The organism is Shewanella indica (assembly GCF_002836975.1).
Classification (GTDB): Bacteria; Pseudomonadota; Gammaproteobacteria; order Enterobacterales; family Shewanellaceae; genus Shewanella; species Shewanella indica.
On sequence record NZ_NIJK01000012.1, the window covers coordinates 15,136 to 36,894 of the forward strand.

A 21,759-nucleotide genomic window follows, 5' to 3' on the forward strand; every position below is an offset into this window, starting at 1 on the left:
AAATTTATACAAAAAGGAAAGCTTTCCATGAGTATCGAAATCAAGGTACCTGTACTGCCCGAATCTGTTGCCGACGCGACTATCGCCACTTGGCACGTTAAGCCTGGTGAGCCGGTTTCCCGTGATCAGAACCTGGTTGATATTGAAACAGATAAAGTGGTGTTGGAAGTTGTAGCACCCGAAGATGGTCAGATCAGCGAACTGCTGTTCCAGGAAGGGGATACCGTCCTGGCCGAACAGGTTATCGCCAACTTCGTCGCCGGCGCTGTTGCCGGTCAGGAAGTGAGCAAAGAACAAGCCGAAGCCGCAGCCCCTAAGGCTGAAGAAGCCGCGGCAGAAAACAACGATGCCCTGAGCCCATCAGTACGTCGCCTGATAGCCGAACACAACCTGGATGCCGCTAAAATCAAGGGCACAGGTGTGGGTGGCCGTATCACCAAAGAAGACGTGGAAGCCTTTGTTAAGTCAGGCTCTGCCAAGCCGGCTGCAGCTGCTGCCACAGCACCTGTGACCCTGGCGGGCGATCGCAGCGAGAAACGCGTACCTATGACGCGTCTGCGCAAGACTATCGCCACTCGTCTGCTGGAAGCCAAGAACTCCACCGCCATGCTGACCACCTTCAACGAGGTCAACATGAAGCCTATCATGGACATCCGTAAGAAGTATCAGGAAGTCTTTGAGAAGAAGCACGGCATCCGTCTTGGCTTTATGTCTTTCTACGTGAAAGCAGTAACCGAAGCGCTGAAGCGTTATCCAGAAGTCAACGCTTCTATCGATGGCAGCGACATCCTTTACCACAACTACTTCGATGTCAGCATCGCCGTTTCCACGCCTCGTGGCCTGGTAACGCCTGTGCTGCGCGACACAGATACCATGAGCCTGGCCGATATCGAGAAAGCGGTTCGCGAACTGGCTATTAAAGGTCGTGACGGCAAGCTGACAGTGGAAGATATGACAGGTGGTAACTTCACTGTGACCAACGGCGGTGTGTTTGGCTCTTTGATGTCGACGCCTATTCTGAACCTGCCACAGAGCGCAATCCTCGGCATGCATGCCATCAAGGACCGCCCAATGGCAGTCAATGGTCAGGTGGAAATCCTGCCCATGATGTACCTTGCTCTCTCATATGACCATCGCATCATTGATGGTCGTGAGTCAGTTGGCTTCCTGGTGACTATTAAGGATCTGCTGGAAGACCCAACTCGTCTGCTGCTGGACTTGTAAGCGCCGCCAGACAATAACCTCGTGACTGGCCCCTCGGGGCCGGTTGGATTTAAAACGTAGTATACGGATAGATCATCATGAATTTGCATGAGTATCAGGCAAAAGCCCTATTTGCCGAATATGGTTTACCAGTGTCAGAAGGCTATGCTTGTGACACAGCTCAGGAAGCTGTTGAAGCAGCCGGTCGCATTGGCGGAAACATGTGGGTAGTCAAGTGCCAGGTGCACGCTGGTGGCCGCGGTAAGGCAGGTGGCGTTAAAGTCACTGGCGACAAAGAAGAGATCAGAGCCTTTGCCGAACATTGGCTGGGCAAGAATCTGGTCACTTATCAGACTGATGAAAAAGGTCAGCCGGTTGCCAAGATCCTGGTTGAAAGCTGCACTGATATCGCCAACGAACTCTATCTGGGTGCCGTTGTCGACCGTGGCACTCGCCGCGTCGTGTTTATGGCTTCTACCGAAGGTGGTGTGGAAATCGAAAAGGTGGCCGAAGAGACCCCTGAGCTGATCCACAAAGCCATTATCGACCCTATCACAGGTCCTCAGCCTTTCCAGGCGCGTGACCTTGGCTTTAAGCTGGGTCTGAACCCAACTCAAATCAAGCAGTTCACCAAGATCTTCATGGGTCTGGCGACCATGTTCCTGGAGCATGACTTTGCCCTGCTGGAGATCAACCCTCTGGTGATCACCACAGAAGGCAACCTGCACTGCCTGGACGGCAAGATTGGCGTAGATGGTAACGCTCTGTTCCGTCAGCCAAAGATCAAAGATATGCATGATCCTTCACAAGACGACCCTCGTGAAGCCCATGCCGCCAAGTTTGAACTGAACTATGTGGCTCTGGACGGTAACGTAGGTTGCATGGTCAACGGTGCCGGCCTGGCCATGGGTACCATGGATATCGTGAACCTGCACGGCGGCAAGCCAGCCAACTTCCTCGACGTAGGTGGCGGTGCGACCAAAGAACGTGTTGCCGAAGCCTTCAAGATCATTCTGTCTGACAGCAATGTGAAGGCGGTTCTGGTGAACATTTTCGGTGGTATCGTGCGTTGTGACATGATCGCTGAAGGTATTATCGGTGCAGTGAAAGAAGTCGGTGTGAAAGTGCCTGTTGTTGTGCGTCTGGAAGGTACCAACGCCGAGCTGGGCTCTAAAGTACTGGCCGAATCAGGTTTGGATATCATTGCTGCGACAAGTCTGACCGACGCTGCTCAGCAAGTAGTTAAAGCTGCGGAGGGCAAATAATGTCTGTTTTAATCAACAAAGATACCAAGGTTATCTGCCAGGGTTTCACCGGTGGTCAGGGTACTTTCCATTCTGAGCAGGCGATTGCCTACGGTACTCAGATGGTCGGCGGTGTGTCTCCTGGTAAAGGCGGCACCACTCACTTGGGCTTGCCAGTATTCAACACAGTGAAAGACGCTGTTGCCGCCACCGGCGCCACTGCATCTGTTATCTATGTTCCTGCGCCTTTCTGTAAAGATGCTATCCTGGAAGCCATAGATGGCGGTATCGAGCTTATCGTTTGTATTACCGAAGGTATTCCGACGCTGGATATGCTGCAGGTAAAAGTGAAGCTGGAAGAAACCGGCGTGCGCATGATAGGTCCTAACTGCCCAGGTGTTATCACCCCCGGCGAATGTAAAATAGGCATCATGCCAGGTCACATCCACAAGCCAGGTAAAGTGGGTATCGTTTCCCGCAGCGGTACTCTGACTTACGAAGCCGTTAAGCAGACTACTGACGAAGGTTTCGGCCAGTCTACCTGTGTGGGCATTGGTGGTGACCCGATCCCTGGTACCAACTTCATCGACGTACTGGAAATGTTCCAGAACGATCCTCAGACCGAGGCCATAGTGATGATAGGTGAAATCGGCGGTACTGCCGAAGAAGAAGCGGCGGCTTACATCAAGGCCAACGTTACCAAGCCAGTGGTCTCTTATATTGCCGGTGTGACTGCGCCAGCAGGTAAGCGTATGGGCCATGCAGGCGCCATCATTGCCGGTGGTAAGGGTACTGCTGCCGACAAGTTCGCCGCTCTGGAAGCAGCGGGCGTGACTACCGTACGCTCGCTGGCCGAAATCGGCAGCGCGCTGCGTGAGAAAACCGGCTGGTAAGCACAGTCGTTAAGCTCACAAAAGGCGCCGCGAGGCGCCTTTTTTATTGGCTGCTGTGATGAAGCTCTGATGCCTCCGGCTGGATATTTGATTGGGAAAAGGTTAGATTGGGGCTTGGCTATTCCTTCGGGGAGTCTTGGTGCATTAATGTGCTAAAAATATAAAAAATTCAAATTGTTATTAATCATCTCTCTTGGGGTTGTCGCTTTGTTGTTATCCGGAGCCGAGTCGTGGGTTGCGCCAAGACAGCCACTGACGCGGGTATCCGAGTCAACTCAGAGGGTTTGATTTAGTGTTAACACCATTTCAGCGCCGTATTGGTTCGCCCGATGCGGCGCTGAAGTGCAATTCGGGGGCGAAAGCGTTCGAAGATCAAGCTGAATTTGTCTGAAACGCCTGTCAGGCGATTTTCAGCGATTGGGTATTGGCGTCAACCCTCAATGGGGGAAGGGATGACCCGATGTGGGGCCGCTCAGGCGGCTTTTCTGAAAAGTAGAGGATTGCTGTGAGTACACAACCTAATATAGTAATTTCTGAAGTGGATATGGATCGCCTGGAGCGTTTGCTGGAGTCATTGCCGGCGAATGCCTTTCCCGGCCATCAAGCACTCGAGGCTGAACTGGAGCGGGCAGAAATCAGGCCATCCAAGGAGATGCCGGATAATGTAGTAACCATGAACTCTGAAGTCCGTTTTCGTATGTCTTCCTCAAATGAAGAGTTCACCTTGCGCCTGGTTTATCCAAAAGATGCCGATGGCAGCGCCGGTAAAATTTCGATTCTGGCACCTGTTGGCGGCGCCTTGTTGGGCTTGGCCCAGGGAGATGAAATCGAATGGCCGGGTCCCGGTGGTGGCATGGTGAAAGTGCGGATTGAAGAGATCATCTATCAACCGGAACGTTCTGGTGATTTTCACCGCTAGGCACCGGAGCCGGTAAGGCTTTGGATGGATATGAGAGTGATAGTTCTTCAGGTCACTCGGAATGTACCAACGACAGGGAAAGGAGATAAAGATGAAGCAGTACTTTGTCCACAATGGTTTTTCTGCCGGCAGCGGTAAATTACCGGCGGATCCACAGTTGATCAGTGAACATGATGCCGACAAGCTGATGCAGTTTGCCGGTCTGGAGCCCAAGCATGTGGGTAATCTGACGCCTCCGGCGCAGTTCGCCGAAGAGGGAGACTGGTTATTCCGGCTTTTCGCCAATAACCGTTTTCTTTGTTATGCGGACCCGATGCTTTTCAGTCATGCCTGCCCAAGGAAGAAGGGTGAGCCTTTGGCTTTGAATTGGTAATTTCAAGATTACCGACAATAAAAAACCAGCGCTTGGCGCTGGTTTTTTTAATTATCACTCTTGGCCGTGATCGCACTTGTCGTTGGTGCAGACGCCATAGAGGTAGAGGCTGTGATTGGTGAGCTTGATATTGTGTCGCATGGCAATTTCATGCTGACGACGCTCGATAAGGTCATCAGAAAACTCGATCACTTTGCCACAGCTCAGGCACACCAGGTGATCATGATGATGTTGGGTGGAGAGTTCAAATACGGCTTTGCCACTTTCGAAGTGGTGGCGGCTGACAATGCCGGCATCGTCAAACTGATTTAATACCCGATAAACAGTAGCCAAACCTATCTCTTCGCCGATATCCAGCAATTTCTTATATAAGTCTTCGGCACTGATATGCTGGTTTTCCGGTTCTTGCATCAGCTCCAGGATTTTGACTCGTGGCAGGGTGATTTTCAAACCCGCTTTCTTCAGCGCTTGATTTCCATCTGTCATGGCTAATCTCTTGATTGCAGAACCCTTGGTATTACACATAGGTTCGTCCGTGGATAATAGACCCCATTATATGTGTACTGTTCTAAAACTTAAACCTCTGATCCGGCTTTTGGTACTTCTGTGGGGTAACTTAGCTATAATCGGCATAATTTTGAATAAAAACAAGCAATTTAAGCATACATTTTGTATGGTTATACCAAGGCATAATTGCGCTGTTGAGTCGCTATTGGCAGGATGGCAGAAAAACAAAAGGATACCAGATGCATCGTCGAATCGTGATTTTAACCGGCGCCGGGATCTCTGCCGAGTCCGGTTTACGTACCTTCAGGGATCAAGATGGCCTGTGGGAAGAACATCATATCGAGGATGTGGCGACTCCTGAAGGTTATGAACGTGACCCTGAGCTGGTTGAACGTTTTTACAATGGTCGTTGGCAACAACTGCATTCGGGCAATATAGAACCCAACGCTGCTCATACGGCGCTCTCTCGCCTTGAGCAAGAGTTTGAGGGGGAGCTGCTTATTGTCACCCAAAACATAGACGATCTGCACGAGAGAGCAGGCTCCAGGCGCTTGCTGCATATGCACGGCGAGCTTTCCAAAGGGCGTTGTCCGCGCTCCCGGCAAACTTTTACATTGCACGAACCCTTCGGGCCTGAGAATACCTGCACTTGCTGTATTCCAGCTCAGCGTTTGCGGCCTCACGTGGTTTGGTTCGGTGAAATGCCTCTGGGAATGGATAGAATTCACGATGCGCTGGATCACTGCGATCTCTTCATTGCCATTGGCACCTCTGGCACAGTCTATCCCGCTGCCGGTTTTGTCGATAGCGCCAATCACCATGGTGCGCTCACCGTTGAGGTCAATCTGATGCCGGCAGACAGACACAGCCAGTTTCAGATCCATTTACAAGGAAAGGCCAGTGAGATGGTAGCGCCACTGGTGGAGCGTATTCTTGCGGGTCAGTCTATCTGTAACCAAACCGGGCATAACTGATGCCTGAGCCACGTACTATCGATGGTAACAGTCGCTTGGCGATCATCATGCGCGGTCTGCCGGGTAGCGGCAAATCCTACTGGGTTCGTCAGTTTATCCAGGAACTATCTGTAGAGCTTGTACAGTGTATTACTGAGAAGGGCCTTTGCTCAACCGACCGTTTCTTTTATCGAAATGAGCGTTATTGTTTCGATGCTGCGCGTTTGGCGGAATTTCATCAACTCAATCTGAGTCGTTTCATCGAGGCATTGGCAACAGGGGTGCCTGTGGTTATCTGTGATAATACCAACATGGCGCTGTGGGAGTTCGCTGCCTATCAAGCGGCTGCGAAGGCCTTGGGTTACCGAGTGCATATTCAGCAGATTGGTGATGTGGGTTGCAAAACACATCTGCATGAATGTGCCGAGCGAAATAAACATGGTGTCAGTCTTAAATCCATTCAAAGAATGGCCAGCCAATTTCAGACAATTTAAAAATAACTTCTTGGCGGGAATTAAAATATCTGGTTTCAGAAATTGCAATATATCGGTATAAAATGGTTCTACTAAAGAAATAGCCGAGTTGACTTTTATTTAAAACAAAGACAGTCGTTAATATTGTTTTTATTTTTAAGGTTATTTTAATAATAATATTAGTGTTAATTTGTTTCCTTGTTATATCTTGTGTCTTTGCTCACTCTTTTATTTTATTTTTGGTCATAATATCTTCACGGGTCAGGATAGACCCATTAATCATTATTATAACTTTCGCTTGAGTTTCGGGAGTCGAGGTTGTTCGCCATAAAACAAAGGCTGAGCAAACAGTATGCCTGTGCTTGGGTAGGAGAGAAAGATGACCATATTTAAAAAGAAAAGAGTTGCTTTGATGGTGATGGCAATACTGCTTGCAGGCTGCAGTGATGGTGATGATGGCCGAGATGGTGCGCCTGGTGAGCCAGGTAAACCGGGGGAACCGGGAAAACCCGGGACGAATCCTCCAGTAACCCAATCGGTTGAAACCCAAGTTAAAGTGATTAATTATACTTTGGGTGAGGGGACAATTACCTACGAGTTTGAAGTGACGGATGAAAATGGTAATTTAATTAATGACCTTACCAATGTTCAGGCCAAAGTGGCTGCTTTGACTGCCAAAGGTTTTATTCTCAATCGGGATGAAAATCCAATTAATAATGTAGAGGACAATGTTCATGTCGGCGGCGCGGTAACTCAGGGAACAGAAGGTGCCAAGTTAACTCAAGTAGATGATGGACATTATATATTTGAAGCGCCGATGGCAGGTGTTAATGCTGCCACTGAAGGCATTGTTTGGCTGCGTGTTGGCGATAATGATGCCATTGCCCGTTCAAAGGCATTGGTTGTCAATAAGCCGGAGGGTCAATTCAGTACTACCACTGAAGCCTGTTATGCCTGTCACGTGGACTACTCCCAGAGCCCACGTCGTCACGCCGGCTATGTGGCTGAAGGCATGGACGGTGAAGTAGATTTTATTGCCGGCTGTTTGGTTTGTCATGGCTCAGTCAGCAAAACAGTGACCAACGATGAGGGATTCTCTATCGGTGGTTATGCCAGCAATACCTTATCCAAGATAGGTCATATCAATCACAGGGAGTTCAGCAAAGACTTCAGCGTGCTCAACTGCAGCAGTTGTCATACAGATGCGCCTATTAACAGCAACTTTACCGGCCCTGGTTGTATCGATTGCCATGGTAAAGAAGGAACCCCGATAGGCGATATAGTGCCTTCAAATGGCCTGGATTTCCGTGAGCTGCATGAGCAGAAGGCCGGGATCACCAAGTTGCAAGCGCTGCGAGCGGCTTACACAGTTGAACTTTCTACTCCTGAATCCGATGGTGCCGGTGGTTGGTGTTCTACCATTAGTGTCAAGGATAAAGAGGGTAATCTGGTCAATATCGGCAACAACTATAATGCCGACCCTGCCGACGCCGGTTATGTTGCCGCCAAGCCGATAGTCTATGCCGGCGCATATCTGCATGCCTATGACAACCATGGCCTGGTGGGCCGCCCGGGCGCCCGTAACTCAGAAACCAAGACGGACAATGCCGATGGTACCCGCACTGTGTGTTATGCGGCGGCCAACATAGCCGCAGGTTATGAGAATGCCGGTTATATGTTCTCGGCGCGGGTGACTTTCTCCAGCGAAGGTTGGCAGGACTATGATGGCAAGGTACGTGGTCAAACTCGCGATCGCATTCGTGCCAATGGTTATGACGGCTCCATGGGGGTCTCCTTCACAGCTTACTCAGATGTCGTCAATCCGGCCGATGGCAGCAAGATCTCCGGCTTTGATCGGCGTCAGGTGGTGGCCGACAGCAGCTGCATTACCTGTCATAACGATGTGACTGCCTTCCACAAGAACGGTGAGTTCGATAACGGTGGTAAGGGTTGTATTGCTTGTCACGGCAACGGAATGGCCCGTACCAGTGCCGATTATGGTGCCGGCTTCGGTCCCATGATCCACAGCTGGCACTGGGGTAAGGGGGCAACCGTCGGTGAAGTGGCTCAGGATGCCGATGGTAACTGGAGTCAGACAGGAAAAGCCAACGGCGCCGCAGCGATTGCACCGGCCAGCAGTTGTGTGGCCTGTCACCAGGATGGCCTGTCGCTGGCCGCTGTGCCCAACCAGTATATTCTGGAGCCCGGCAGCAAGATGACCAGCCCGGTCACCGCAAACTGTTATGCCTGCCACACCAGTGATTCAGCCAAGGCACACATGAGCCAGAACGGCGGTGATATCAGCGTGGATATTCCGGCGGTTGAGTGGTTCAAGCAGCCAAGTGCCGAATCCTGTGCGACTTGTCATGACACAGGCAGAACCTTTGGTATCGATAAGTACCATAAGTTCTAATTAGCGTTTTATTGAGTAAACATTCCCTGCAAGGCTTGGTTTACCTCAAGACAAAGCGGCTCATTTGAGCCGCTTTTTTTGCTGTCCTGAGTAGAGTTGAGGTGTAGCGGGCTCAGCCGTGACTGACGAAGGCGCTGTCATCTTGATTTTGCTTGCTCGTCAGTGCGGCCACTTCCAGCATGGCCCGGCTCAGGCAGCTCAGCTCTTCTGTGCTGATACCATAGGGCGGCATGATATAGATGAGTTTACCAAAGGGGCGGATCCACACGCCGCGGGCAACAAATTCGGCCTGCAGCGCGGCGGTATTGACCTGTCTGTGCATCTCCAGTACGCCGACGGCGCCAAGCACCCGTACTGCTTTGACTTCCGGCAGTGCTGCTGCCGGTGCCAGTTCCTGTTTAAGCTGAGTTTCAATGGCCTTGACCTGAGCTTGCCACTCACCGTTTGCCAGCAGGGCCAGGCTGGCGCGGGCAGCACTACAGGCCAGAGGATTGGCCATAAAGGTTGGCCCATGCATAAATACGCCGGCAGGGGAGCTGTCTATGCCGGCCGCCACTTTATCGCTGCACAGCGTCGCCGCCAGACTGATATAGCCGCCGGTGAGCGCCTTACCGACACACATGATGTCCGGCGCTATGTCGGCGTGTTCGCAGGCAAACAGCTTACCGGTGCGGCCAAAACCTGTGGCGATTTCATCCAGGATCAGCAGTACATCGTACTTGTCGCACAGGGCTCTTGCTGCCTTGAGATAGTCGGCGCTGTAAAACCACATGCCACCGGCACCTTGCATTATGGGTTCGAGGATCAGCGCGGCGGTTTGTTTGCCGTGTTCGGCCAGCATGGCCTCGAGTCCGGCGATGTCATCTGCTTTAGCGGCTTCACCGAAGGGTGTACTCGGCGCCGGGGCAAACAGTTGCCGGGCCACATTGTCACCAAACATGGTGTGCATGCCGCCCTCCGGGTCGCAGACGCTCATGGCGGCGAATGTGTCGCCATGGTAGCCCTGCTTGACCGTCATGATGCGGTTTTTTTCTGTCTTGTTTTGTCCTTGCCAGTATTGCAGTGCCATCTTCAGCGCCACCTCCACCGCAATGGAGCCTGAGTCAGCCAGGAACACCTTGGTCAATGGCTCCGGGGTAATAGTGATGAGTTGGCGACACAGTTCTATGGCGCTCTCATGGGTGATCCCTCCGAACATCACATGGCTCAGGCGTTTGAGTTGCTCTTCCATGGCGCTGAGAATTGCCGGGTGGCTGTAACCATGGACGCAGGCCCACCAGGAACTGGTGCCGTCGATGAGCTCGCGACCATCCTCCAGCGTCAGGCGTACGCCCTTGGCGGCTTTGACCCCATAAACGGGTAGGGTGTGGCTCATGGAAGTGTAGGGATGCCAGATATGCTGACGGTCAAAACGATAATCTATGCTCATATATTAACCAAAGGTAAACCTGTGCAACTGGTTGGCGTTGACAGTGAGAGTGTCGCGGGTATGCTAACGAAAATAATTCAGGCCTTCAAGCAGCCAACTGAACCCGGAGCCCGATGGATTAATCGGCAAAATCGGCTTCAGCAACAAATAGATCAGACTCAGGTAACACAGAATATGTCCAATACAGAGCTGCGCCATGACTGGCGCCGCGAAGAGGTTGAAGCCCTCTTTGCCCTGCCGATGAATGATTTGTTGTTTCGTGCCCACAGCGTGCACAGAACCCATTTCAATCCCAATGAAGTTCAGGTCAGTCGTCTGTTGTCAATCAAGACGGGGGCCTGTCCGGAAGACTGCAAATATTGTCCCCAGAGCGCCCGCTACGACACAGGGTTGGAAAAAGAGCGTCTGCTGGAGATGGAAAAAGTACTGACAGAGGCCAGAAGTGCCAAGGCCGCCGGGGCGACCCGCTTCTGCATGGGAGCCGCTTGGCGTAACCCGCATGAGCGCGATATGCCTTATCTCAAGCAGATGGTGCAGGAGGTTAAATCCCTGGGAATGGAAACCTGTATGACTCTGGGTATGCTCAGCGAAAACCAGGCCAACGAACTGGCCGAAGCCGGGCTGGATTACTACAACCATAACTTGGATACCTCGCCGGAATACTATGGTGACATCATCACCACCCGCACCTATCAGCAGCGGTTGGACACCCTGGCCAATGTGCGCGCCGCCGGTATGAAGGTGTGCTCCGGCGGGATTGTCGGCATGGGCGAGCAGGCCACCGACAGGGCGGGTTTGCTGCAGCAGTTGGCCAATCTGGAGCAACATCCCGACTCTGTGCCTATCAATATGTTGGTCAAGGTGGCCGGTACGCCGCTGGATAGCCTGGACGACCTGGATCCACTGGAGTTTGTGCGCACCATAGCCGTGGCCAGAATCATGATGCCTTTGTCGCGGGTTCGCTTGTCGGCCGGGCGTGAAAATATGACAGATGAGCTGCAGGCCATGTGTTTCTTTGCCGGGGCCAACTCGATTTTCTATGGGTGCAAGCTGTTGACCACCGCCAACCCGGAAGAAAATGACGATATGAGCCTGTTCCGCCGTCTGGGATTGACCCCGGAGCAAGGCAAGGCCGCCACGGTTGAGGAAGAGGGCGCCGAAATAGCCCGCGCCGCGGCCAAGGCAGAGGCTATCAATAACAAGGCTCAGGGACAGTTTTACGACGCCGGAGCCCTGTAACTTGACCTCATTGCTGGACAAAATGGCCCGCCGCCGTGAGGAGCTTGCGCGCGGCGGCTTGCTCAGGGAAAGACGTTGCTTCGCCGCAGCGTCCGGCCGTGAGCGACTATTGCATCCTGTTGCCCAAGCCACAGGCAAACCATTGCTGGATTTTGCCGCCAATGATTATCTGGGCCTGGCCCGTCATCCCAAGGTCATCTCTGCGCTTGCCAAGGGGGCAACTCTCTATGGCTGCGGCAGCGGCGCTTCACCTCTGGTTTCAGGTTACAGCGAGGCGCATCTCAAGCTGGAACAAGGTCTGTGCCGGGCACTCGGTGCAGAAGCGGCGTTACTGTTCAGTTGTGGTTTTGCCGCCAACACTGCGCTGATGAAAACCCTGTTTAGCGCCGAAGATACAGTGATTGCCGACAAATTGGTGCACGCCTCCATGATAGATGGCCTGCGCGACTCAAAGGCCAAAATACGGCGTTTTGCCCATAACGATATGGCGGCCGCCACAACGCTTTTGGCCCGGCATCCCGGTAGCGCAGTGCTCACCGAAACCGTGTTCAGCATGGATGGCGACAGGGCGCCGCTTGGTAAATTGAGTCACTTGTGCCAAGAGCACGGCAGCCCGCTTATTCTCGATGATGCCCACGGCTTCGGCCTATTTGAGTCTTCACCCTTGCCGGTATTTGCCCGCTTGGTGACCTTTGGCAAGGCGCTCGGTGGTCAGGGCGCGGCGATTGTGGGCTCGCAGGAATTGATAGACTATCTGGTGGCCAATGCCCGTGAATACATCTATTCCACCGCGCTGTCACCCGCCTGCTGTATGGGCGTGCACGGGGCTCTGGAACTGATCCAGCAAGAGCCTTTGCTCGAGCGCCTCAACGCCAATATCGCTTTTTTTCGCCGCAGCTGCCAAGCGGCGGGGATCTCCTTGATGCCATCTGAGTCGCCAATTCAACCTCTGTTGGTGGGAGAGAGTGGCAGGTGTATGGCGCTTGCGGCAAGGCTTTTGGAACGCGGCTTCCTGGTGGGGGCGATTCGGCCCCCCACAGTCCCCCAAGGCAGTGCCAGACTGCGTATTACCCTGAGCGCCGAGCACAGGGAGCAGGATATACTGGCCTTGGCCTCGGCACTGGCGGAGCTGATGGCATGAGCAACATGAGTCATGAGCCTCTGGCCAATCATACAGGCCTGGTGCAATCCGTGCCGCTTGGGGATATCGCCGGGCGCTTTTCCAAGGCGGCAAGCGCTTATGAGCGCCACAATAAGGTGCAGCGTCTGACGGCCGAAGCCTTACTTGACTGGAACGATTGCCCACACTCAGGAAAACTGCTGGATATAGGTGCAGGTCCGGGCACGGCTTTTGCCACGCTCGGCCCCCAAAGTGTGACCGCCCTGGATATCGCCAGCGGAATGCTCAAGCAGCTGAAGGGAAACTTCCCCTATTATCAGGCTGTTTGTGGCGATGCCGAGCAGCTTCCCTTTGGCGACAACAGCTTTGATGCGGTTTATTCCAATCTGGCGCTGCAGTGGTGCGGCGATATTCCGGCCGCCTTGGCAGAGATTTTTCGGGTTATGCGCCCGGGCGGCTCGGCGCGCCTTGCCATAGTAGCCCGCGGCAGTTTGCCCGAATTACAGACGCTGGGGCTGCGAGTCAAGGCGTTTGCAGCCGAGGATATGTTGGCGCAAGCGCTGGGCCAGCATCCCTGGCAGAGCTTGCACACGCAAAGCCGCACCTTCCAGTGCCACTTTGCCAATCTCAGGGAATTGCTTTACTCCATCAAGGGGGTCGGCGCTTCAGTCGGCGCCGACAAAAACTCAGGCGCCGGGCTCAAGGGAAAGGGTTTTTGGCATACACTTAACGGGCAGGCCGAGGTCCTTAGAACGGACAAGGGATTGCCGCTGACATACAGGATAGTAATGGTTCAGGCTCGAAAATAACCATTGATGTTTTGGCTGTAGGGGTAGTTCAGCGATGATTTTTTTTGTAACAGGTACAGATACCGACAGTGGCAAGACTCAGGTCGGAGCCGCTCTGCTGCATAAGGCACGAGTCGAGCATGGCTTGAAAACCTTGGGGGTTAAACCTCTGGCCTCGGGTTGCCATAACACTCCTTACGGGCTGAGAAACCCGGACGCCCTGGCCTTGATGGATGAATCCACTCTGAAACTGCAGTACGACAAGGTAAATCCTTTCAGTTTTGAGCCGGCGATTGCCCCTCATATTGCTGCCGCCGATCTCGGCCTGGATATCAGCCCAGATGCGGTACTGGCGGCGCTGGATTTTACCCAGTTTGCCATGGCTGATTTCTGCCTGATAGAAGGGGCCGGCGGTTGGCGTTTGCCTTTGGGGGAGGGGCGTTTCTTATCGGAAGCGGTGCAGGGACTGGCTCTGCCCGTGATTCTGGTGGTCGGAATGAAGCTTGGCTGTCTTAATCATGCGGTGTTGACCCAGGAGGTGATCCGCGCCGATGGACTTGAAATCGCCGGTTGGGTCGCCAACCGCGCCGAAGCCGATATGAGTCGCTTCGATGAAAACCTGGCCAGCCTTAAAGACTTGATGCAGGCGCCGCTGTTGGGAGTGGTGCCGCATCTGGCTAATCCCAGTGCCGAGGCCATGTCTCAGCACCTGGATTTGAGCCCTCTGCTGGCCAAAGCGCATGCTTGAGCCCTGGAGTTAAAAAGCAGCAAGGCCCCGTGGGGCCGAGGTTTTTTTAGCTCAATAGATTGGAAAGATCACTGCCTACAGGTACGGGGATCTCCTGCTCTACACCGCTGAACAGATAAGCTTCCTTATCTCCCAAAAGACTCAGTTTATTGTCCTTAAGCAACAGGGCGCTGCCTTCCTGGATGGCCAGTACCGGCGTCTTGGGATCGACACAAGTAAACTCAAGCAAGCGCTGGGCCCGGGTTTCACCATTATGCCCCGGCGTTTTGTAGTTGCTGTAATGCGGATTGATTTGCAGTGGCAGCAGGCCAAGGGCACTGAATGATGGCGGCTCTATAATAGGCATATCATTGGTGGTACGTATGCTGAGGCCGGCAATATTTGAGCCTGCACTCCAGCCGATATAGGGTTTGCCGGCGGCGACTTCCTCTTTGATCAGATGCAGCAGGTCGTAGCGGTACAACTCATGCAACAGGTGGAAGGTGTTGCCACCGCCAACCAGAATGCCGTCAGCATCGCGAATGGCCTGCTTGGGGTCGCCATGTTGATGGATAGAGGAGATATCCAGCCTCAATGGTGCCAGGCCATTAACCACGGCTTCCAGATAGTTGTCGTAGCTCATGCTGACACCGGCATAAGGGATAAATATCCACTTGCGGGCTTTTTCTGCCATGGGCTCAATATAGGGCAGGGCATGTTCCAGGTAGGGGGTGTCGCCAGCGCGGGAGCTGCTGAGCAGCAGGGTATTTATTGTCATAATCGTCGCTGTCCTTCAGATTGATTTACGTTGCTTGATGGTAACAAAAAGCCTTTACACTCAACAATCGCCACAGGTGCTTTTGGTCGCGTTAAAAAGCCGCACTCGGCAATTGATTAAGTTTGATTTAATCAACTCTACCTAGACTGCTTCCTCTGCGTAGCCGGGGCGTTTAGGCAGAAAGCTAAACAATAATTTACCTTTTTCCTCTTGAATTCCCGCCAAGTGGACATATTATGTCTGCAATGACGCAATTCCGGTACAAGGGTACCTTACAGGAGCTGATATGAAGCGTGTATTTCTATTGATTTTGACTAACCTTGCCATTCTGTTGGTGGCATCGATTGTCATGTCTATTTTGGGTGTCAATACTCAAACCATGGGTGGCTTGCTGGTATTTGCGGCGATCTTCGGTTTTGGTGGCGCCTTTATCAGCTTGGCGATTTCCAAATGGATGGCCAAGAAAACTATGGGTTGTGAGGTGATCACTCAGCCCCGTGATAACACAGAGCGTTGGTTGCTCGAGACCGTAGCCCGTCAGGCGCAGCAGGCCGGGATTAAGATGCCGGAAGTGGCTATTTACCAATCGCCTGAACTGAACGCCTTTGCTACAGGCCCAAGTAAAAACAACTCTCTGGTAGCCGTGAGTACAGGTTTGCTTTACGGTATGAGCGCCGATGAAGTCGAAGCCGTACTGGCGCACGAAGTCAGCCACGTGGCCAACGGTGACATGGTGACACTGACCCTGATCCAGGGCGTGGTGAACACCTTTGTTATCTTCGCCGCCCGCGTGGTTGCCGGTATCGTCAACAACTTTGTTGCCAGCAACGATGAAGAGGGTGAAGGCCTGGGCACTATCGCTTACATGGCTGTGGTATTTGTGCTGGATATGCTGTTTGGTATTCTGGCATCCATTGTGGTGGCATACTTCTCCCGCATTCGTGAGTTCCGCGCCGACGAAGGTGCCGCTCGCCTTGCCGGTAAGAACAAGATGATTGCTGCCCTTGAACGTCTGCGTACCGGGCCGGAAACCGGTGCCATGCCGGCCAATATGTCGGCCTTCGGTATCAATGGCAAGCGTTCAATGACTGAACTCTTTATGAGTCACCCACCGCTTGAAAAGCGTATTGAAGCGCTGAGAAACCGCTAATAATTCAGCGATACTTTCTCTAAAGGAGACCTGTTGGTCTCCTTTTTTATGCGCTTGAAACGCTTATTGATACAGATGTTTATAGGTAAGCAAAATGTAAAATTCCGTAATTAACCGATGGTTACATGATTCAGCGCACATTTTGCTTTTGCGCAAGTTGTTAAAGTGGCGGCGACTCAGAATTAGTTTGCCAATTGGCAAAAGCTTGGCTAAGTTAATCCAAGTCGTGCTATTTACTGATAGTGAGACAAAGGTCATACCTGACATAAGAACCTTTGCTCGACTGTCATCATCGGAGGATATTATTGTGAGCAAGAAACTCTTAAGTGTGTTGTTCGGTGCCGGTTTGGCCGCGCTGGCCATGTCACCATCTGCTTTTGCAGAAGATCAGAAGCTGTCAGATTTCCACGCGGATATGGGTGGCTGTGAAAGCTGTCATGCCGATGGTTCACCTTCAGCTGACGGCGCCTATGAATTTGAACAGTGTCAGAGCTGTCACGGTTCGCTGGCAGAAATGGACGCGGTACACAAGCCACACGATGGTGCTTTGATGTGTGCTGACTGCCACGCTCCCCACGACATGAATGTAGGTCAGAAGCCTACCTGCGATAGCTGCCACGATGATGGCCGTACTTCGGAAAGCACTCTGAAGTAAGCGCATATCGCACGAATGACAACGCCGGCTTGATGCCGGCGTTATTGTTTCTGGCTTGCGCTTATCTCGAGCCCTGTATGGTGAGCCAAGATCTCTGTCAGTCTTTATCCACCGGCGTTGTTGGCAGATATTTATTGCCTGAAAACATAGCAGAAATAATACCGGGCTGACGCTTACGCTCGGCGTGGATCACTGCAACTATGTGCAGCAATATCAAGAGAAGCAACAGATATACGCTGTAGACATGTACTTTCCCTGCCAAGCCCTTGGCGCCCTTAATCGCTGCAGCTTTGTCTGGATTAACGCCTGTGTCATCATAGGGTTTGAGGCTGGCAGGCTCAACACCATCGGCGGCGATATATTCCTGAACCATGCCGCCCAGCGGTGGATAGAAGATGTCAGTACCGGCTCGCACCAAACCTGTCACCATAATCAGGGTCAGCAGACCAAACAGAGCGATGACCGCCAGTTTGCCCGCCGGATTATGGCCGAGATATTGTGGGTTTTCGCCTTTCTTGAGTGCTGCACGATAGCCTGCCAATTCCCCTTTTTTGGGGAGTAGTTTACCAAGACGGGCTTTGATAGGGCCGAATAATCCCCACAGTAATCTGAATGCCAGGTTGATGGCAAAGGCATAACCTATCCAGACGTGCAGTGTCTTTAAGCCGATTTTGGCGTCGAGACCACTGATCCCGAAGTCAGATTTGAACATCATTACCCCGCCGATGGTCATCATCAGCAGCACCAAAAGCAGGTTTATCCAATGAAAAAGGCGAGTAGGAAGATCCCAGGCCTTATAGCGAGACAGGCGCACTTCGCCCGCAGTATTTGTTTGCATATTTGATCCCCCAGATCTGTTTTACCCCTTTATGTTAACGTCTGTAGCGGCGCTTGTTCAGTTAACTCTTATTCATTTTGAGTTTTTGGTAGAGATCTGTGCTTCCATTTCAAGCAGTTGTCTATTTTGATACGCATGTTCCGGCTATGTAGGTTTCGAGTTTTTAGCTGAGGGCAGTCTAGGTTCAATGTGATGCATTGGCAGGGGGGGCCAGATCTGCTCTGTTGACGGAGCCGATGTCGACATGCTGCTGGATTTGGCTATAGTGGAGTCGGCCTTGGGCTATAAAATCCTTAAACAGGCCGCCAAGAGCCGCAGTTGCAAAGTGGTGTTACTGCATTATCCCAAAAGGGTGGAGTATGAATGCCTGTTGTTGTCGTCTGCAGTCAAGACCCATCTTTATCGGATGTTTGGCAAACTGAATGTAAACAATCGAGCCCAGGTGATGGCCTGGGCCCAGCGTCACTTGATGGCCGATGTGGCCGAGAGTTAGGGAAGGTGCGAATAAGTCCTCGCGGCACTCTGGCTTACACAGCAATTGGCGTTCAAGGCATCTGACTGAAGGCATGCCGGGGCCTGTCGAAGTCGGATAACGTAGAGAGCCGGTTGCTGTGAAAGCCCCAAAGGGCGTGGCTTACAGGCCTGCCTGCTGTGTTATGCTTCTTGCAAAGGACTAGGGCCATTTGCTGCGAACCACGCCTTGCATCCAGGCCTGTAAGCCGACGCAGAGCACGCATGGGACTTGTTCGCACCTTCCTTAACCCAGCCAGGCCTTGGCTTTGGCTGGTTCGGTGAGCTTGAGTGACACAGTATCTATTGCCGCCGGTTTGATAGGCAGCAGGCCTGTCATCAGTTCATCACGGCGGAAGAAGTGCAGCTCCAGACTATCGCCGGGCTCATATTGCTGCAGTTCATTTTCAAACAGAGCGCCGACCTGCAAACCATTGGCGGCAATCAACAGGTCTTGAGGCGCGAGCCCGGCGCTGTGAGCCGCGCTGCCGTTGGTCACACTCACAATCCTTAACCCCAGGGCTTCAGCCTTGTAGCGGGCTCCAAAGCCGATTTTTTGCCCTTCAACATCCCCACCGCCCTGATCCTGAGCGCCTTGGGCACTGCGAAGCTGCATCTCGATTCCGAATTGCGCCAGCAGGGGCGCCAGTGGCAACTCTTGGGTATTATCCAGAAAGGCAAATTCTGCGCTGGCATCCCGGCCAAGCAGCTCCTCATAAAGGCGGCGATGAGAGTCATCTTCAGTGCCTATCCCCTGGCTGCCAAAGGCCTGCCACAGCTTTTGCATCAGGTTATCCAGTGTGTATTTTCCCTGGGTTTCCAGTCTCAGAGTCAAGTCCAGATACAGGGCAAACAAAGCTCCCTTGGTGTAATAGCTGACGATGGCGTTGGCGGCGTTTTCATCCTGTTTGTAGAACTTGGTCCAGGCATTGAAGCTCGAATCTGTCAGGCTCTGCAACTGCCTGCCCGGCATGCGATACACCCGGGTCATGGTCTGGGATAACATCTCCAGATATTGCTCATTGGAAATCCTGTTGGCTCTGAGTGTCATCAGGTCATCATAGTAGGAAGTGATACCTTCATAAGCCCACAGCTGACGGGTGTAGCTCTCAGCCTCCAGCGCATAGGGAATAAAGCTGGCAGGCTTAATGCGTTTGACGTTCCAGCTGTGGAAGTATTCGTGACTGCAGAGCGACAGATAAGTGCGGTAATCCTTGTTGACCGGCATCTCCATACTCAGCGGCAGATCCTTGCGGGAGCAGTGCAGGGCGGTGGAGGCTCTGTGTTCCAGTCCTCCAAAGCCATTGCCCAATACCTGGGTCATAAACAGGTAGCGCTCAAACGGCGCTTCACCGAAGAGGCGGATCTGGCTTTCGCAAATAGCCTTGAGATCGTCAAGCAGCCTGGGCATGTGGCAGCGGTGACGCCCGGTCAGTATCACATCATGGCGCACGCCACAGGCTTCAAAGCTGCCGTGGGTAAAGGTGCCCATCTCCACTGGATGGTCGATAAGCTCATCATAGTTGGCGGCGCTGAAACGGCCGAACTGCCACTCTTCACCTTCGGTTCGACTCAGGGTTGTTGCCAGCTGCCAGTTGGCTTCCTCTTTGGGAGGCTGAATTTCCAGCTCCAGCGGCTCAAGCTCTTTGCCGGCCACCGCCAAAAAGACGCTGCTGCCGTTGAAAAAGCCGTGGGTCTGATCCAGGTGGGCGCTGCGCACCGACATATCCCAGGCATAAACCGAGTAGCGCAGATGCAGCGACTCGGCATTGGAATCTATCTGCCAGCGCTGTTTGTCGAGCTGAGTAATGCTGAGCGGACGCTCCTGCTCATCAAAGGCTTTAAGATCTATGATATTGCGACAAAAATCGCGAACCATGTAGCTGCCCGGGATCCAGGATGGCAACCAAAGTTCTTGTCTTGGGGCTGGTGCCTGAATGGTGATTTTGACCTCGAACAGGTGAGCGTGGGGATCTATGGGGCAAATCTGATAACTGATCATCTGATATCCGTGTGAATCGTTGGCGAGTGCCGGGAGCCAAATTGGGTGCTATCCGGCTGAGCATGGCGACAATGCTGCCAAAAAAGCCAGGCTGCGGCAATTACTTGCCGAGTTTTAAATAGCTTGGGGTTCAAATCGCCGTGGCCGATTACATCTCCGGGCCGAATGGTATTATACTGCCAAGAACACAGAGGTTTGGCCCTTGGGCCGAGCCTGAACCGACACACCGGAGTGGCAAAATGGCCGAAGAAACCATATTCAGCAAAATTATCCGCCGTGAAATTCCCACGGACATACTGTATCAGGACGAACTGGTAACCGCCTTTCGGGACATCAATCCCAAGGCGCCCACCCACGTGCTGATAGTGCCCAATCATCTGATCCCCACGGTCAATGACGCCAAGGCCTCTGACGAGCAGGCCATAGGCCGTATGGTGACTGTGGCCGCCAAGCTGGCCACCGAGGCCGGGATCGCCGAGGACGGTTATCGTTTAATCATCAACTGTAATGAACATGGCGGCCAGGAAGTGTTCCACATCCACATGCATCTGCTTGGCGGTAAAGCCTTGGGGCCTATGGTGAGTTCAGCGTCATGAAAGTCAATCCGGAGTTTTTCCCGCTGACGACCCTGGCTACCCGTTTCGTCAACCAGTTGGCCCAGTGCCGCCGCCTCGGGCTCAAGGTGCATGAGGCCAGTGAGCACCATGTACTGATAGAATTGCCTTACAGCACCGAGCTGGTGGGTTACCCTGAAACCGGGGTTATTCATGGTGGGGTTATCACTACTTTGATGGATACTGCCAGTGGCTGTGCCGTGGTTTGTGCCATCAAGGACAAATATGGTTCGCTGGAGATCTCGCCGACTTTGGATCTGCGGGTGGACTATATGAAGCCCGCTGAGCCCCACAAGCCGGTGTATGGTTTTGCCGAGTGTTATAAGTTGTCATCCAGCGTGGCGTTCACCCGGGCCATTGCCTATCAGGACAGCATAGACGACCCCATCGCCCATGCGGTTGGCTCCTTTATGCGGATAAGCCCTGAAATGATAGGGGATACTTTCCGCAAGGCACTGATGGGTGAGGAGACGAAATGACAGATCCCAAGGCATCCCTGGATGTAAAAAGCATAGTTGCCAAAGTGACAGAAACCAATGATTTCAGTCACTTGCTTGAGCATGTGCCCTACGCCCGCTTTATTGGCATGTTGGTTGAACGGTTTGGCGATGAACTGGTGTTTCGTCTGCCGGCCAAAGATGACAACATAGGTAACCCGGTACTGCCGGCCATTCACGGCGGGGTGATAGCCGGGTTTATGGAGATGTCGGCCATCATCCAGCTTATGGTGTTTATGCAAACCAGTAAGGTGCCCAAGGTAGTTGATTTTTCCATCGACTATTTACGTGCCGGTTATCATAAGGACAGCTTCGCCGAGTGCCGAATTACCCGTCAGGGACGGCGAGTGGCCAATGTCAATATCGACTGCTGGCAAACCAACCGCAAGCAGTTGATTGCAACCGCCCGGGCACACTTTTTGATTGATTGAGAA

At 52.8% G+C, this 21,759-nt stretch carries 23 protein-coding genes; 18 read left to right on the forward strand and 5 right to left on the reverse strand.

The genetic code is table 11. The annotated features are described in order from the left end of the window. The first annotated feature begins 27 nt into the window (after positions 1-27). The 5 genes from odhB to CX650_RS03195 all read left to right on the forward strand — a co-directional run bounded on the left by odhB (position 28) and on the right by CX650_RS03195 (position 4,632). On the forward strand, positions 28-1,224 hold the full coding sequence (odhB, locus tag CX650_RS03175; protein WP_039032726.1) for a 2-oxoglutarate dehydrogenase complex dihydrolipoyllysine-residue succinyltransferase: 1,197 nt from the start codon (positions 28-30) through the stop codon (positions 1,222-1,224). Positions 1,225-1,301: 77 nt separating this feature from the next. Then, positions 1,302-2,468, forward strand: a complete 1,167-nt coding sequence (gene sucC, locus CX650_RS03180) for an ADP-forming succinate--CoA ligase subunit beta (protein WP_039032727.1) — start codon at positions 1,302-1,304, stop codon at positions 2,466-2,468. Next, entirely contained in the window at positions 2,468-3,340 is an 873-nt protein-coding gene (sucD, locus tag CX650_RS03185) for a succinate--CoA ligase subunit alpha (RefSeq protein ID WP_025011011.1), read from the forward strand. Before sucC ends, sucD begins: the two co-directional genes overlap by 1 nt. 505 nt (positions 3,341-3,845) lie before the next feature. Beyond that, positions 3,846-4,259: a nucleoside diphosphate kinase regulator gene (gene rnk, locus CX650_RS03190; protein WP_039032728.1), complete on the forward strand. Its 414-nt coding sequence runs from the start codon at positions 3,846-3,848 to the stop codon at positions 4,257-4,259. Between the two features lie 91 nt (positions 4,260-4,350). Further along, the gene (locus CX650_RS03195) at positions 4,351-4,632 is read left to right on the forward strand and encodes a hypothetical protein (RefSeq protein WP_039032729.1); all 282 of its coding nucleotides are present in this window, start codon (positions 4,351-4,353) and stop codon (positions 4,630-4,632) included. A 54-nt stretch (positions 4,633-4,686) separates the two neighbouring features. On the opposite strand, the gene fur is transcribed toward CX650_RS03195, so the two are convergent. Beyond that, the gene (fur, locus tag CX650_RS03200) at positions 4,687-5,118 is read right to left on the reverse strand and encodes a ferric iron uptake transcriptional regulator (RefSeq protein WP_025011008.1); all 432 of its coding nucleotides are present in this window, start codon (positions 5,116-5,118) and stop codon (positions 4,687-4,689) included. Positions 5,119-5,378: 260 nt separating this feature from the next. Between fur and cobB the strand changes: the two genes are divergently transcribed. From cobB to CX650_RS03215, 3 genes are all read left to right on the forward strand, one after another. Continuing rightward, positions 5,379-6,113, forward strand: coding sequence for a Sir2 family NAD+-dependent deacetylase (gene cobB / locus CX650_RS03205; protein ID WP_039032730.1), 735 nt, complete (start codon positions 5,379-5,381; stop codon positions 6,111-6,113). Continuing rightward, a complete protein-coding gene (locus CX650_RS03210) occupies positions 6,113-6,586 on the forward strand; it encodes an AAA family ATPase (protein WP_101095009.1) in 474 nt (157 codons plus the stop codon). Before cobB ends, CX650_RS03210 begins: the two co-directional genes overlap by 1 nt. Positions 6,587-6,944: 358 nt before the next feature. Then, on the forward strand, positions 6,945-8,978 hold the full coding sequence (locus tag CX650_RS03215; RefSeq protein WP_101095010.1) for a multiheme c-type cytochrome: 2,034 nt from the start codon (positions 6,945-6,947) through the stop codon (positions 8,976-8,978). A 112-nt stretch (positions 8,979-9,090) separates the two neighbouring features. Here the strand turns inward: CX650_RS03215 and bioA are convergent, their stop codons facing one another. Then, the gene (gene bioA / locus CX650_RS03220; protein WP_101095011.1) at positions 9,091-10,407 is read right to left on the reverse strand and encodes an adenosylmethionine--8-amino-7-oxononanoate transaminase; all 1,317 of its coding nucleotides are present in this window, start codon (positions 10,405-10,407) and stop codon (positions 9,091-9,093) included. 174 nt (positions 10,408-10,581) lie between these two features. Between bioA and bioB the strand changes: the two genes are divergently transcribed. Genes bioB through bioD form a run of 4 tightly spaced genes read left to right on the forward strand, consistent with a single transcriptional unit; the run spans position 10,582 to position 14,302 of the window. Next, on the forward strand, positions 10,582-11,646 hold the full coding sequence (gene bioB, locus CX650_RS03225) for a biotin synthase BioB (protein ID WP_044735865.1): 1,065 nt from the start codon (positions 10,582-10,584) through the stop codon (positions 11,644-11,646). 1 nt (position 11,647) lies between these two features. Then, the gene (locus CX650_RS03230) at positions 11,648-12,787 is read left to right on the forward strand and encodes an aminotransferase class I/II-fold pyridoxal phosphate-dependent enzyme (RefSeq protein WP_101095012.1); all 1,140 of its coding nucleotides are present in this window, start codon (positions 11,648-11,650) and stop codon (positions 12,785-12,787) included. Then, positions 12,784-13,575, forward strand: a complete 792-nt coding sequence (locus CX650_RS03235) for a methyltransferase domain-containing protein (protein WP_101095013.1) — start codon at positions 12,784-12,786, stop codon at positions 13,573-13,575. The genes CX650_RS03230 and CX650_RS03235 overlap by 4 nt, the downstream gene beginning before the upstream one ends. A gap of 37 nt (positions 13,576-13,612) precedes the next feature. Beyond that, positions 13,613-14,302 carry a dethiobiotin synthase gene (bioD, locus tag CX650_RS03240; RefSeq protein WP_101095045.1) on the forward strand — a complete coding sequence of 230 codons (690 nt, stop codon included), beginning with the start codon at positions 13,613-13,615 and terminating at the stop codon, positions 14,300-14,302. Between the two features lie 46 nt (positions 14,303-14,348). Here the strand turns inward: bioD and pepE are convergent, their stop codons facing one another. Then, positions 14,349-15,059 (reverse strand): dipeptidase PepE, encoded by a 711-nt coding sequence (gene pepE, locus CX650_RS03245; protein ID WP_039032736.1) that lies wholly within the window; start codon positions 15,057-15,059, stop codon positions 14,349-14,351. 286 nt (positions 15,060-15,345) lie between these two features. Here pepE and htpX point away from each other — a divergent pair, with 286 nt between their 5' ends. After that, positions 15,346-16,209, forward strand: a complete 864-nt coding sequence (gene htpX, locus CX650_RS03250) for a protease HtpX (RefSeq protein ID WP_071475976.1) — start codon at positions 15,346-15,348, stop codon at positions 16,207-16,209. Between the two features lie 307 nt (positions 16,210-16,516). Next, the gene (cctA, locus tag CX650_RS03255; RefSeq protein WP_039032738.1) at positions 16,517-16,864 is read left to right on the forward strand and encodes a tetraheme c-type cytochrome CctA; all 348 of its coding nucleotides are present in this window, start codon (positions 16,517-16,519) and stop codon (positions 16,862-16,864) included. A gap of 97 nt (positions 16,865-16,961) precedes the next feature. Here the strand turns inward: cctA and CX650_RS03260 are convergent, their stop codons facing one another. Next, positions 16,962-17,702 carry a cytochrome b/b6 domain-containing protein gene (locus CX650_RS03260; protein ID WP_101052954.1) on the reverse strand — a complete coding sequence of 247 codons (741 nt, stop codon included), beginning with the start codon at positions 17,700-17,702 and terminating at the stop codon, positions 16,962-16,964. Positions 17,703-17,946: 244 nt separating this feature from the next. Between CX650_RS03260 and CX650_RS03265 the strand changes: the two genes are divergently transcribed. Next, positions 17,947-18,195, forward strand: coding sequence for a helix-turn-helix domain-containing protein (locus CX650_RS03265; RefSeq protein ID WP_101095014.1), 249 nt, complete (start codon positions 17,947-17,949; stop codon positions 18,193-18,195). Between the two features lie 264 nt (positions 18,196-18,459). Here CX650_RS03265 and CX650_RS03270 read toward each other — a convergent pair whose 3' ends face one another. After that, a complete protein-coding gene (locus tag CX650_RS03270; RefSeq protein ID WP_101095015.1) occupies positions 18,460-20,214 on the reverse strand; it encodes a M61 family metallopeptidase in 1,755 nt (584 codons plus the stop codon). A gap of 239 nt (positions 20,215-20,453) precedes the next feature. Here CX650_RS03270 and hinT point away from each other — a divergent pair, with 239 nt between their 5' ends. The 3 genes from hinT to CX650_RS03285 are packed head-to-tail and all read left to right on the forward strand — an operon-like array spanning position 20,454 to position 21,756. Then, a complete protein-coding gene (gene hinT, locus CX650_RS03275) occupies positions 20,454-20,810 on the forward strand; it encodes a purine nucleoside phosphoramidase (RefSeq protein ID WP_101052958.1) in 357 nt (118 codons plus the stop codon). Next, complete coding sequence (locus CX650_RS03280) at positions 20,807-21,307, forward strand: PaaI family thioesterase (protein WP_028780462.1); 501 nt, start codon at positions 20,807-20,809, stop codon at positions 21,305-21,307. The genes hinT and CX650_RS03280 overlap by 4 nt, the downstream gene beginning before the upstream one ends. Further along, entirely contained in the window at positions 21,304-21,756 is a 453-nt protein-coding gene (locus tag CX650_RS03285) for a PaaI family thioesterase (RefSeq protein ID WP_039032743.1), read from the forward strand. Before CX650_RS03280 ends, CX650_RS03285 begins: the two co-directional genes overlap by 4 nt. The last annotated feature ends 3 nt before the right edge of the window (positions 21,757-21,759 follow it).

Excerpts from the sequence above, each read along its gene's own strand:
- bioB (WP_044735865.1), top strand. The coding sequence starts at position 10,582 with ATGTCCAATACAGAGCTGCGCCATGACTGGCGCCGCGAAGAGGTTGAA.
- sucC (WP_039032727.1), top strand. The coding sequence starts at position 1,302 with ATGAATTTGCATGAGTATCAGGCAAAAGCCCTATTTGCCGAATATGGT.
- CX650_RS03270 (WP_101095015.1), bottom strand. The coding sequence starts at position 20,214 with ATGATCAGTTATCAGATTTGCCCCATAGATCCCCACGCTCACCTGTTC.
- CX650_RS03215 (WP_101095010.1), top strand. The coding sequence starts at position 6,945 with ATGACCATATTTAAAAAGAAAAGAGTTGCTTTGATGGTGATGGCAATA.
- bioA (WP_101095011.1), bottom strand. The coding sequence starts at position 10,407 with ATGAGCATAGATTATCGTTTTGACCGTCAGCATATCTGGCATCCCTAC.
- cobB (WP_039032730.1), top strand. The coding sequence starts at position 5,379 with ATGCATCGTCGAATCGTGATTTTAACCGGCGCCGGGATCTCTGCCGAG.
- CX650_RS03260 (WP_101052954.1), bottom strand. The coding sequence starts at position 17,702 with ATGCAAACAAATACTGCGGGCGAAGTGCGCCTGTCTCGCTATAAGGCC.
- CX650_RS03210 (WP_101095009.1), top strand. The coding sequence starts at position 6,113 with ATGCCTGAGCCACGTACTATCGATGGTAACAGTCGCTTGGCGATCATC.
- CX650_RS03280 (WP_028780462.1), top strand. The coding sequence starts at position 20,807 with ATGAAAGTCAATCCGGAGTTTTTCCCGCTGACGACCCTGGCTACCCGT.
- htpX (WP_071475976.1), top strand. The coding sequence starts at position 15,346 with ATGAAGCGTGTATTTCTATTGATTTTGACTAACCTTGCCATTCTGTTG.
- fur (WP_025011008.1), bottom strand. The coding sequence starts at position 5,118 with ATGACAGATGGAAATCAAGCGCTGAAGAAAGCGGGTTTGAAAATCACC.
- odhB (WP_039032726.1), top strand. The coding sequence starts at position 28 with ATGAGTATCGAAATCAAGGTACCTGTACTGCCCGAATCTGTTGCCGAC.
- CX650_RS03195 (WP_039032729.1), top strand. The coding sequence starts at position 4,351 with ATGAAGCAGTACTTTGTCCACAATGGTTTTTCTGCCGGCAGCGGTAAA.
- CX650_RS03265 (WP_101095014.1), top strand. The coding sequence starts at position 17,947 with ATGCTGCTGGATTTGGCTATAGTGGAGTCGGCCTTGGGCTATAAAATC.
- pepE (WP_039032736.1), bottom strand. The coding sequence starts at position 15,059 with ATGACAATAAATACCCTGCTGCTCAGCAGCTCCCGCGCTGGCGACACC.
- sucD (WP_025011011.1), top strand. The coding sequence starts at position 2,468 with ATGTCTGTTTTAATCAACAAAGATACCAAGGTTATCTGCCAGGGTTTC.
- CX650_RS03235 (WP_101095013.1), top strand. The coding sequence starts at position 12,784 with ATGAGCAACATGAGTCATGAGCCTCTGGCCAATCATACAGGCCTGGTG.
- CX650_RS03285 (WP_039032743.1), top strand. The coding sequence starts at position 21,304 with ATGACAGATCCCAAGGCATCCCTGGATGTAAAAAGCATAGTTGCCAAA.
- hinT (WP_101052958.1), top strand. The coding sequence starts at position 20,454 with ATGGCCGAAGAAACCATATTCAGCAAAATTATCCGCCGTGAAATTCCC.